Raw genomic sequence first — 12,191 nt, 5'->3', positions numbered from 1 at the left:
AAGGGCGGTGCGGACTTTCGCGCTGTCTGGACCCTGAGAAACTTAAACCGTGTATGATGACGGGCGTGTTCCGAAGTGGAAGTGGAGGAGAAAAATGACCCAACAGGGCGAAGTCCTGCTGTCCGTTAAAGGACTAAAGACGTATTTTCATACTGACGAGGGTGTCGTCAAAAGCGTTGATGGAGTAACCTTCAGCATCAACAAGGGCGAGACCCTCGCGGTTGTGGGTGAGTCGGGTTCCGGTAAAAGCGTCACCAGTCTCAGCGTGATGCGCCTGATCCCCATGCCCCCCGGCGAAATTGCCGACGGCGAGATTCTGTTCAATGACCAGGGCACTGTCAAGGATCTGACCAAAGTGTCTGAGGCGGAAATGCGCGGCATTCGCGGCAACGAGATCTCCATGATCTTTCAGGAGCCGATGACCTCGCTGAACCCGGTGTACACCGTGGGCGACCAGATTTCCGAAGCGGTGATGCTGCACCAGAACAAGAATGCCAAGGACGCCCGCCAGGTCGCCATTGACATGCTGCGCTTCGTGGGCATTCCTGCGCCCGAAAAGCGTGTGGACGAATACCCCCACCAGTTGTCGGGCGGCATGCGTCAGCGTGTGATGATTGCTATGGCGCTCTCGTGCAACCCGGCCCTCCTGATTGCCGACGAGCCGACCACTGCACTGGACGTGACCATTCAGGCGCAGATTTTGGACCTGATGCGCAAGTTGCAGCAGGAGATTGGCATGTCCATTCTGTTTATCACCCACAACCTGGGCGTGGTAGCTGAAATGGCTGACCGCGTAGTGGTGATGTATGGTGGACGGGTCGTGGAAGACGGCACCGTGCTGGAAATCTTCAAAGCACCCCGTCACCCCTATACCATGGGGCTGCTGAACTCCATCCCCCGGCCCCTGACCGCCGAGGAATCGGCCAACAAGAGCAGCCTGCGCCTGGAAGCCATTCCCGGCAACGTGGTCAACCCACTGAATCTGCCGCCCGGCTGCGCCTTCGAGCCGCGCTGCAAGTTCGCGTTGCCCGCCTGCCGCGAAGCTGTGCCTGCCCTGGAAGACACTGGCGGCGGCCACACCTCGCGCTGCATTCGCTGGCAGGAGTTTGACCAGGTTCAGGAAGGCGGCGGCGACTACCACGCGCTGCGTAGCCGGGAGGTGATTGAATGACCCGCAATGAGAATGAAGTGAAGGATCTGCAACCGGGTCAGGCCGTCACTGAAGTGCTGACTGCCGAGCCAGGTGGTGTCAGTCAGGTGTCCGGAGTGCCGGTACACGGTGTACAAGCCGCTGTGCCCGAAGCTGCACCAGTGGCGACCACAACGGTCCCGACTGGTGAAACCGTGTCTGTGGTCATCGGTAACTCGGTGACCACTGGCGAGCCTGTCATGGGCGAACAGCGTATCCACGCTGGCAAGCTGGGCCAGTCCCAGCAGGAAGAACCCCTCCTGAGCATCCGCGACCTCAAGATGCATTTCCCGATCAAGGGTGGCTTCTTTGGCCGTCGGGTCGGTGCAGTGAAGGCGGTGGACGGCGTGAACTTCGACCTGTTCCGGGGCGAAGTGGTGGGTCTGGTGGGCGAGTCGGGTTCCGGCAAGACCACAGTCGGCCGTGCCCTGCTGCGTCTGCTGGAGCCAACTGGCGGTGAAGTGACCTTTAAGGGGAAGAACGTCATCGCCATGAACAAGACCCAGCTGCGTGAAGCCCGGCGCGACATGCAGATTATCTTCCAAGATCCCTTTGCCAGCTTGGACCCGCGCATGACCGTCGAGGACATCATCGGTGAGGCGCTGGATATCCACAAGCTGCACCAGGGCGCCGGGCGCAAACAGCGCGTGGCCGAACTGCTGGAGCGCGTAGGCATCCGCCCCGAGCAGATGGTCCGTTACCCTCACGAGTTCTCGGGTGGTCAGCGTCAGCGTATCGGGATTGCCCGCGCCCTTGCTGTGGACCCAGACTTCATCGTGGCCGACGAACCAGTGTCGGCGCTGGACGTGTCCATTCAAGCGCAGGTGGTCAACCTGATGCAGGACCTTCAGCAGGAACTGGGCCTGACCGTGCTGTTTATCGCGCACGACTTGCTGGTGGTGGAGTATATCTGTGACCGCATCATCGTGATGTACCTGGGTAAGATCATGGAGATTGCCCCCAGCCACGAGCTGAACAGCGATCCTCAGCACCCCTACACCGAGGCGCTGCTGTCGGCGGCTCCGGTACCTGACCCCACCATCAAGCGTCAGCGCATCATCTTGCAGGGTGACATTCCCAGCCCGATCAACCCACCCAGCGGCTGTGTGTTCCGCACCCGCTGCCGCTACGCGATCCCCGAGTGTGCCGAGGTTATTCCGGCGCTGCGTGAAGTCAAGCCGGGCCACTTCAAGGCCTGCATTCGCGACGACATTCTCTAAGCGGATGCCTGACTGCCCCCTGCCTCCGGGTAGGGGCTTTTTTTATTGCAGGGGCTGACGGAAACCTGACTCCAAATGAATCTTTGACCACTTTGTCTTTAACGCTCCTCCCGCACAGCTACGCCACATTCGGCCTATGCAAAAGAGGCAAGCAAGGCGGGTAGGGTTGGGTGGAATGTTGCTTCTGGCGGCACTGGGAGCAGCAGGTTTTGGTCTGGTGGCAAGTCAGGGGGGGAGCTTGCCAGGCATGACCGCACAGGCGCAGGGTACGGTCGCTAGAGCTCAGGCTCCGGCGGCCAGCACGCTGCGGTTGTACGGCCAATTCGCCGAAGTTCGCACCCCTGTGACAGCGCAGGGCGAGACGCTCCGTTATGCCTGGCCCGAAACCGCCTGGGAGGGGCTGGTGCCTGGCTCGCTGGACCTGGAAGACCTGCCCTACACCCGCGCTGTTCATGCGCTGAATGATCCCTGGTTGGGGCGATATGAGGGTGAGCGGGTCACGCTTTATGAGGAAGGCCGTGCCAGCAACGTGACGCTGATCCGCGCCCGCGACGGCCTGATTCAGGACCGCCGGGGCCAGTTCCGGCAGGTGCCACTGTCGCAGCTGGGGGTGCCGGACCAGCCGCCGCTGCGCGGTGAGGGCGTGACCACTTCCACTTTTGACCTGAGTGCACCCGGCAGTGGCACGCTGGCCTACCTGACCAGATCATTGGGCTGGGAGCCGCGCTACACCCTGGCACTGGATGAGGGTGAGCCGCAGCTCTCGGCGCTGGCCGACCTGCACAACCGCAGCGACCTGAGCTACGAGGTGGGTGATACCGAACTGCTGGCGGGCCGCGTGGAACTGATTCCCGGCGCGGCCTATCCGCAGGCAGGGACGGCGACCATGACAGCAGAGACCAGTGCGGCCCGCGCCTACGACATTGTGGGTCTGGAAGGGCTGAACGGCATTTACCGCTATGGTCTGTCCGGCCCCTTTGAATTGCCCGCCCAGAGCACCGTCACTCTGCCATTCATGCAGCCAGAGCTAAAAGACTTTGAGGACTACGCGGGCCTGAACACCAGTTTCAGCGGCCAAAGCAGTGAAGGGGTACTGAGCCGCTTTTACCGCTTTACGCTGGACCAGCCGCTGCCCGGTGGCACGCTGACCGTGCGTGAACAGGGGCGCCTGGCCGGGCAGACCCGTCTGAACGAGATTGCGGCAGGGCAGCCCACCGAATTTTCGCTGGGCCGTGACCCGGACGTGACTTATATCCGCACCGCCAAGAAAGGTGAAGTGGTCCCCGAAGGCAAGCAGAAGCGGGTCAGCTATAGCGTGTCTTACACTCTGAAGAATGCCCGCTCTGAGCCAGTTCGCGCTGAGATCACCGAGGAAATGTACCAGGCGGGCCGCGTGAGCGGGGACGCTGAGGCCGAGGGGCAGCGCCTTCGCCTGACCGCCGAGATCCCAGCGGGTGGTGAGGTGACACGGACCTTCACCGTGAGCGTGTTGCAGTGATGGAATGGGTTGTCCGTTGCCTCAAGGACGGCTGCACCTACCATCACCTGTCCCTCATGATCCGTCAGCCAGGAAGTGGAACAGTAACGGTATGAAACAAATTTTTGCTGCTCTCCTGGCCGCGCCACTGTTGCTGGGAGCTGCCTCGGCCCAGACCCAACCTACCCAGGCTCCGGCGACGACCACCAATGCAGCCACGCGCACCCTCAGCACCGACCTGCGGATTTACCAAAACTTTGCTGAAGTGCGCCAGCCGGTCGCGCCGCAGCAAGGTACCCTGACGGTGATCTGGCCGCAAAGTGCCTGGTCGGGCCTGATCCGTGACTCGCTGGACCTGGAGGGCCTGCCCTACACCCGCGCCGTCCACCAGACCCAGGGCAGCTGGCTGGAAAATATGGAAGGCCGTGAGGTCGTGCTGTACGAGGACGGACGCGAGCCGCAGACCGTGACGCTGGTGCGGGCGCGTGACATCCTGATCCGCGACGCTCAGGGGCTGTACCGCCGGGTAGACGCACAGGGCCTGGCGCTGCCGGAATTGCCCCCAGAAAGCGGCTATGGAGCCCTCCCAGTCAGCACCTTCACCTTGGCTCCGCAGGCCAGCGGCACCGGCGTCTTAAGCTACCTGACCCGCTCGGTCAGCTGGACGCCGCGCTACACGCTGACGGTAGGGGACAGCGGCGCACAACTCTCGGCGCTGGCCGACATCACCAACGGCACTGAACTGGCCTATGAGGTCGGCGAAACCGAACTGCTGGCCGGAGACGTGAACCTGAACAATGATGGCCGTATGTACCGCACTGAAGCTATGTATGACACGGTAGCCACTTCTGCGCCAGCGTCAGCTGGGAATATCGTGCAGCAAGAAAGCCTCAACGGCATCTACCGTTATGCCCTGGACCAGACCTTCTCGCTGCCGGCCAGCAGCACCGTGACTCTGCCGTTTATGACCCCCAAGGTGCAGGAGTTTGAGGGCTATGTGGGCCTGAACCGCGGCTTTTCTGAGTCGGGCGATGAAGGCGTGCTGGAGCGCTACTACCGCTTCAAGTCGGACCGGGCCTTGCCCGGCGGTGGCGTCACTGTACGTGAGCAGGGGCGCGTAACCGGGCAAACCCGCATCTCCGAGACGGCTCCGGGGCGTCCGGTGGACTTTAGCCTGGGCCGTGACCCAGAGGTGAGCTATGTGCGGAGCGTCAAAACGGTCAGCCGTACAGCCCGCTCGGCGGTATTCGAGGTGACCTATCTCCTCAAGAACAGCAAGAAGCAGCCGGTCCGCGCAGAGATCAAGGAAACTGTTTACAACGACCGCGCCCAAGTGAAGGGTGAAGGTGTGACCCAGAACGGCAACCAGGTGTCCTTCGAAGTGACCCTGCCCGCTGGCGGTGAAGTGACCCGCACCTTCACGGTGACCATCCCACAGCAATAAGTTTCGATCCGGCCATATGCGCCCGTTCCTCAAGTGGGGACGGGCCTTTTTTCTGACCTTTACCCGCCCAGGCAGTGGCATACTGCTGGGCATATGTCTGACGCTGCTCAGCTGAATTCCGTCCTGTCCACCTCCCAGCCACGCCGCCGCGTCTTGCTGCTGGCCGGGGGCCAGTCCGAAGAACATGAGGTCAGCCTGTCCAGCGCCCGTTCGGTGCTGGCCGCGCTGCCCGCCGACCGCTACGACGTGACGGCAGTCGTGGTCTCTAAGGAAGGCCGCTGGCTGCCCAGCAGTGAAACTGAGCGGGTCCTGGGCGTGGGCTCTGCTGATACGGGGGGTGACTCCATGCTGACGCGGGTGGCAGAGGCAGCGGGCTACGATGTGGTGTTCCCGCTGCTGCACGGTCCGATGGGCGAAGACGGCACGGTGCAGGGTCTGTTGACGCTGGCGGGCCTCCCTTTTGTGGGCAGTGGCGTGCTGGGCAGCAGTGTGGGTATGGACAAGATCATGACCAAGCGGGTGCTGGAAGCGGTCGGCATTCCGCAGGTGGCCTGGCGGCAGGCGGCCCGCGCCGAGTGGCGGCGTGACCCACAGGGGGTGCGTGACCGTGCCGCCGAGCTGGGCTTTCCGCAATTTGTTAAACCGGCCAACATGGGCAGCAGTGTCGGTGTAAGCAAGGTGCATGACGCGGGCGAGTTGGACGCGGCGCTGGACCTGGCCTTCCGGCATGACCGCCGGGTGATTCTGGAAGCGATGGCCGCCAGCAAACCCCGCGAGATTGAGGTGGGTGTACTGGGCAATGATGATCCCATTGCCAGTCCGGTAGGAGAACTGCGCTTCGCAACCGAGTTCTACGACTACGACACCAAGTACCAAGCGGGCCGCGCCGAAATGCTGATTCCCGCGCCACTGCCTGCTGAGGTCTCAGAGCGCGTGCGCGAACTGGCCATAGAGGCTTTCCGCGCCCTGGACTGCGCAGGCCTGAGCCGGGTGGACTTTTTCTATGACGAGCAAACCGGCGAAGTGCTGCTTAACGAGATCAATACCATGCCCGGTTTTACCACCACGTCCATGTATCCGTCGTTGCTGGAGGCCCACGGCCTGAGCTACCCGGAACTGGTGACGCGACTGATTGAGCTGGCGCTGGAAGAGCGCTGAAGCTGTTCGGGGCGGTCACGGGATGTGTTGAGCATCCGCAACAGCCGATGCTGTGACAGTCCTGCCAGGATAACTGAGTGCATACTCAGGTATGCCCCGGCCTAGAATCATTCAAAACGAAGATCTGGTGGCGGTGGCCCGCAGTGCCTTTCTGGAACAGGGTGTCGGCGTCAGTACCGCAGAAATTGCGCGTCAGGCCGGCATCTCCGAAGGAACGCTGTTCAGCCGCTTCGCCACCAAAGAAGACCTGCTGCGTGAGGCCATTGGCCTGAGCAGCTACGGTCACTGGCGCTCCGAACTCCTCTCGTCGGTAGGAAAGGGTGATAATCGCGGTCAGTTGGAGCGCTGCGCCATGCTGTATCTTCAGGAATCGGAGCAGGTGTTTGACGTGCTGCTGCTGGTTTTTTCGCGTGGACACGCTCCCGAACACAACCCACTGCTGACCAGCTTGGGTAACCCGCTGGCTGACGACACCGCAGCCCTGGCGGCCTATCTGCGTGCCGAAACCGGGCTGGGACGGCTGCGCCCGCTGGACACTGAACTGACCGCCATGACCATCACGGGCAGCTTAAGTGGCTGGCTGTGGCATGGCCGCATGTGTACCGCAGAGATCGGTGGGACAACCGCTGAAGACGCTGCTGCACGCGATCCGGGTCGGTTTGTGCGGGGGCTGTTCGACCTGCTCTGGCCTGGCATGGAGCCACGTTAGATGGCCGCCGTGATCCCTGTCCTTCACCGAACTGCCCATGAAATGAGTTTGTCCTTGAAAACTGACCGCTCGTTCAACACACTGTCGCTTGTGGCGATGAATCCGGTCGCCAGCCTCTTTCCCTTCTTGCCCACTACAAATCAGGTGAACCCATGAAGAAAACCCTGTCCCTAACCTGGCTGTTGTTCGGCGCACTGGCGCTTGTCAGCTGCACGCCCACTGAAACGACCGCCCAGACGGCAACGGTCACCACGGAGACGGCCACGCCAGTTTCCAAGGCCGCCGCTCAGCCGGTGCGGGTAACCACCGCCCGCACCGGCGAGCTGCAAGTGGAACGCCGCGTGACCGGCAGCACCGAAGCCCGCCGCGTAAGCAACGTGGCGGCCCTGAGCAGTGGAGCGCTGCTAAGCTACGCGGTGGCCGAAGGGGCCAGTGTGGCCCAGGGGCAGGTGGTGGCCCAACTGGACACCACCGATGCCGAGCAGGCCCTGGCGAATGCCCGCAGCCAGCTGGACCAGGCCCGGCTTGGGCTGGCGTCTTCGCGTCAGAGCCTGACCGAGAACCGCACCGCCCTGGAGGCGTCGGTGACGGCGGCGCTGTCCAGCCTGAATGTGGCGCAGCGTGAACTGAACCGGACCGAGACGGCCTCTCCAGCCGCCACGGCCTCGCAGTTGGACGCTGCCCGTGACCGGGTGACCCAGGCCCGCGCTGGAGTCGCGCAGGCGCAGGCACAACTGGACCTGAACCGCGCAGGGCAGGGAGCCGGGGGGAGCCTGGACGTCTCCCAGGCGCAGGTAAGTGCCGCTGAAACTGCTGTGGCGCAGGCCGAATCCCGACTGGCCCGTGCCCGCGTCACTGCTCCGTTTGCCGGAGTGGTCAGTGCCTATCTGGTGCAACCCGGCGAATTTGCGGGGCAGGGCAGCCCGGTCTTCCGGCTGGTCGATACTTCCTCGGTGCGCGCCACCTTCCGCGTGACGCCGCAGGACGCCGCGCAGCTGCCGCCCGGTACCCGCCTGAATCTGGGCTATGGCGGTACCAACTATGTCGCCGTGATTGAAGACGGTGAGCAGATTGCTGCCGAGGACCGTCAGGTCCCGCTGCGTGCCCGCATTGAGGGCGGCTCGGAGATTCCGCTGGGGGCCAGTGTGAACCTGCGCTACCGCCTGAACCTGGCCAGCGGCGTGCTGGTGCCGGGACAGGCCATAGGGATGGATAACGGCCAGAACTATGTTTACCTGGCCGGAGGTACTGTGGCCCGCCGACAGGATGTCACGGTGGTGGCCGAGAGTGACGGTCAGGCGGTGGTGACGGGTCTGGATGACGGCGCCACAGTGATCTACCCACTGATCAGCTCGCTGCGTGACGGTGCGGCCATTGAAGTACAGGCCCAGCCAGAGGGAGACGGTCAGTGAGCGCCCAACCGCCCCTTGTCCCCCAGCGGGAGCGCGCGCCGCTGCAACCGACAGTGGGCTATGACCGCTACGGCAATGTGGACCCCTTCAACCCCCCGCCAGGCACCCTGCCGGACGGCTCGCCCGAACCGCTGATTCACCCGGCTGTGCGCTTCAGCGTGCGCAACGTGGTGTTCTCGTTGGGCATCTTCGTGGTCGCGGTGCTGCTGGGCCTGATCTCCGCCACCCGGCTGGGAACCGACTTGCTGCCAGATTTCGAGGTGCCGGTTCTGGCGATCAGCACCACCTATCCCGGCGCGACCCCCGATCAGGTCAACCGCGAGGTCAGTGAGCGGATTGAGGACGCAATTAGCACGGTGGCTGGCGTGACCGATGTCAATACCACCTCGGTCAGTAACCAGTCGGCGGTGGTCGTCACTTTCGACGACAGCACCGACATCGACGCTGCCGCCAATGAAATCTCGCAGTCGGTGTCGGCCATTCGGGCTGCGCTACCCAGTGGTGCCGAGGCTCCGGTGATTCAGAAGTTCGATCCAGGCGCGCAGCCCATCATGACCCTGGCGCTGCTCTCGGGTGGAGCCGGAGCCGCCGAGGCCGCCGACTACGCCGAGAACGTCCTGCAGCCCCAGTTGCAGCGCCTGAGCGGTGTCGCCGACGTGTCCATCTCCGGTGGGCGCGAGCGTGAGGTCAGCGTTCTGCTGGACCCTACCCGCCTGAGCAGTTACAACCTGTCGGCGGCGCAGGTGAGCGGTGCGATCAGCGCCTCAGCACTGGACCTGCCCGCCGGAACCATTGACGAAGGCGGCCAGGAAATCAGCTTTTCGACCAGCAATACACCGACCACTTTGCAGGATGTAGAAAATATCCTGGTGGATTCGGCACGGGGCGTGCAGGTTAGTGACGTGGCCGACGTGCGCGACGGGGCCGCCGAAGTGACTGGGGTGTCACGTGTCAATGGTCAGCCTGCCGTGCTGCTGGATATCCGTAAGGTGAGTGGCAGCAACTCGGTCGCAGTGTCTGACGCCGTACAGGAAGCCATGGCCAAGCAGCAGACCCAGCTGCCGGACGGCTATGAGCTGACCGTTGCCACTGACACCACCGGCATTACCCGCGCCACGGTAGAGGACACGTTCTTGGAATTCCTGATCGCTATTGCGGCGGTGGGCCTGATCGTGACCCTGTTCCTGGGCCGGGTCAGCACTGTGTTCGCGGTCATTCTGGCCATTCCTATTTCCATCAGTGCCGCGCCACTGGTGTATGCGGGCTTGGGTTTTACCTTCAACATCATTTCGTTGCTCGCCATCATCGTGGCCATCGGGATCGTGGTAGACGATTCCATCGTGGTGGCGGAGAACGTGCAGCGTTACCGTGACATGGGCTATGACCGTCTGCGGGCCGTGCTGCTGGGAGGCTCGGAAGTCTTCTCGGCCGTCACGGCAGCCAGCTTTGCGTTGCTGGCGGTGCTGATTCCGCTCAGCTTGATGCCGGGGCTACTGGGGCAGTTCTTCAGCCAGTTCGGTCTGGGCCTCTCGGCCGCAATTCTGATGAGCTGGCTGGAAAGTCTGCTGTTCCTGACGGTCCGGATGGCCTATACCAAGGACACGGAACCCGTCACCTGGCAGACCCTGCCGCGCGTCCTTGGCCGCCTGCCGGAGTTGCTCCATGCCAGCTTTGCCGGAGTACGTACCGGGCGTGGTCTGATGGCGCTGGCGCTGGCAGGCGCAGCGACCTGGCTGCTGGCCGACTGGCTGGCCGGGCGTCAGGGCTATGAGCTGGACCTCTGGGCGCTGGCCGCCCTCAGTCTGCTCGCCCCACTGGTGCTGACCGTGTTCCGTTATCTGAGTGCGGTGCTGCTGGGTGTGCTGGAAGCATTGGTCGGTACCCTGCACGGCGGAACCGAGCAAGTGGTGTCGGCTGTGGCGCGGGCCTATGCCCGGAGTGTGGATGCCCTGCTGCACCGACCCTGGCTGGCCGTCGTGGCGGCCCTGTTGTTTCTGGCAAGTGCGCCACTGGCCATGCGGACCGTGGGCTTCAGCTTTGTGCCGCAGACCGACTCCAGCCTGATGACCGTGTCGGTCGAGTTGCCACGCGGCTCCTCGCTGGCGGCCACCGATGCACTGACAGACCGGGTCGAACAATTCCTGCTGGACCGTCCCGAGGTGAAACTGGTACAGGCCGATGTGGGATCGGGCGGGCCATTGGCCGGAGCGCGGACCAACGAGTCCAGTCTGACCGTCAACCTGACGCCTAAAGATGGGCGCCCCGGCGTGGAACAACTGATCGAAACCTACCGTGAGGAACTGACCCCACTGGCCGCAGACGTACCAGGGGCCGAGATTCAGGTGGCTGGCGTGCAAGCGGGTCCGGTGGATAATGCAGACCTGAGCCTGGCGCTGGCTGCTCCCACCCAGGCGCTGCTGCGTGAGCGTCATACCGAACTGCTGGCGCTGCTGGAAGCAGATCCGAATATCGTGACCGTGACCAGTAGCCTGAGTGACACCCGCGAGGAGCGCATCTTCGTGCCGGACCCGGCCCGCCTGAGTGGCACTGGCCTGACCGTGCGTGACATAGCGAGCACCCTACGGACATACAATGACGGCGCCGTGGCCGGGCAGCTCCGCGACGGCGACACGGGGGTGAACATCGTGGTGCAACTGGATTCCGCGCAGGTGGGCAGTGCCCAGGACCTCCTGGGTCAGACCGTGTTCGCCCCAGCCCTGAACGCCAACGTGCCGCTGAGTGACCTGGGAAGCTTCGAGTCCCGTGAGGCTCCTGCGACCCTTTCGCGGCTGAACAAGGCCTTTACCGCCACGCTGGATGTGGACCTGGCCCCGGACGGACCGAATGCCTTCGCTTACCAGAATGAACTGCTGGAGCGTGTCGGGGACGCCGGTTTGCTGACCGACAACGTGACCCTGGGCAATGCCAGCTCCTTCGGGACGGCGGGCCTGACCGAAGAACTGGTGTTTTACGGTCCAGTGCTGATCGCCATGGCTGGACTGCTGACCTACCTGGTGCTGGGCAGCCAATTCAACTCGTTCCGCTACCCACTGTACTTGCTGCTGCCCATTCCGTTGGCGCTGGTCGGTGGGGTCTGGACGCTGAGTCTATTCGGCACCGACCTGGACGTGATCACCATGATCGGTATGGTGATCTTGCTGGGTCTGAGTGCCAAGAACTCCATCCTGTACCTAGAATTCGTGACCGAGCGGATGCGGGCCATGCCCCTGCGCGCCGCCCTGATCGAAGCGGCTGAGCTGCGCTTCCGCCCCATTGTCATGACCACGCTGACGGTCATGGTCATCAGTCTTCCGCTGATTTTGGGTCACGGTGAGGGTGCTGAGTTCCGCCGTGGCCTGGGCATCGTGATTCTGGGCGGCATCTTGACCTCTACGCTGCTGACCTTTTATGTGGTGCCCAGCGTGTTTTACCTGGGCGAACGTGGCCGCCAGGACGAGCCGCAGAGCCCTGCGGATCAGGATCCGGCGGCTGTGCCTCAAGCTGCTTCGCTGACCTGAATCCTGTTGCACTGGCGCCGCTTTCCCTGGTTGGAGAGCGGCGCTTTTGCCGTGTATTCATAAA

8 protein-coding genes are annotated in these 12,191 nt (G+C 63.2%); all 8 read left to right on the top strand.

Features of this window, described 5'->3' with window-relative positions:
* The first annotated feature begins 94 nt into the window (after nucleotides 1-94).
* The 8 genes from LMT64_RS06185 to LMT64_RS06150 all read left to right on the top strand — a co-directional run bounded on the left by LMT64_RS06185 (nucleotide 95) and on the right by LMT64_RS06150 (nucleotide 12,127).
* A complete protein-coding gene (locus tag LMT64_RS06185) occupies nucleotides 95-1,171 on the top strand; it encodes an ABC transporter ATP-binding protein (protein WP_126350945.1) in 1,077 nt (358 codons plus the stop codon).
* 218 nt (nucleotides 1,172-1,389) lie between these two features.
* Nucleotides 1,390-2,409, top strand: coding sequence for an ABC transporter ATP-binding protein (locus tag LMT64_RS06180; protein ID WP_126351000.1), 1,020 nt, complete (start codon nucleotides 1,390-1,392; stop codon nucleotides 2,407-2,409).
* Between the two features lie 136 nt (nucleotides 2,410-2,545).
* A complete protein-coding gene (locus tag LMT64_RS06175; RefSeq protein ID WP_126350944.1) occupies nucleotides 2,546-3,907 on the top strand; it encodes a DUF4139 domain-containing protein in 1,362 nt (453 codons plus the stop codon).
* A gap of 91 nt (nucleotides 3,908-3,998) precedes the next feature.
* Nucleotides 3,999-5,330: a hypothetical protein gene (locus LMT64_RS06170; RefSeq protein ID WP_229253079.1), complete on the top strand. Its 1,332-nt coding sequence runs from the start codon at nucleotides 3,999-4,001 to the stop codon at nucleotides 5,328-5,330.
* 93 nt (nucleotides 5,331-5,423) lie between these two features.
* Nucleotides 5,424-6,488 carry a D-alanine--D-alanine ligase family protein gene (locus tag LMT64_RS06165; protein WP_126350942.1) on the top strand — a complete coding sequence of 355 codons (1,065 nt, stop codon included), beginning with the start codon at nucleotides 5,424-5,426 and terminating at the stop codon, nucleotides 6,486-6,488.
* 91 nt (nucleotides 6,489-6,579) lie between these two features.
* Entirely contained in the window at nucleotides 6,580-7,197 is a 618-nt protein-coding gene (locus tag LMT64_RS06160) for a TetR/AcrR family transcriptional regulator (RefSeq protein ID WP_126350941.1), read from the top strand.
* Between the two features lie 152 nt (nucleotides 7,198-7,349).
* A complete protein-coding gene (locus LMT64_RS06155; RefSeq protein WP_126350940.1) occupies nucleotides 7,350-8,609 on the top strand; it encodes an efflux RND transporter periplasmic adaptor subunit in 1,260 nt (419 codons plus the stop codon).
* A 53-nt stretch (nucleotides 8,610-8,662) separates the two neighbouring features.
* Entirely contained in the window at nucleotides 8,663-12,127 is a 3,465-nt protein-coding gene (locus tag LMT64_RS06150) for an efflux RND transporter permease subunit (protein WP_126350999.1), read from the top strand.
* Nucleotides 12,128-12,191: the final 64 nt, after the last annotated feature.

Origin of the sequence: Deinococcus radiophilus (assembly GCF_020889625.1) — a bacterium.
GTDB classification, from domain to species: domain Bacteria; phylum Deinococcota; class Deinococci; order Deinococcales; family Deinococcaceae; genus Deinococcus; species Deinococcus radiophilus.
Note: the sequence above shows the minus strand (reverse complement) of the source record. Positions and strands in the feature narration are given on the sequence as shown.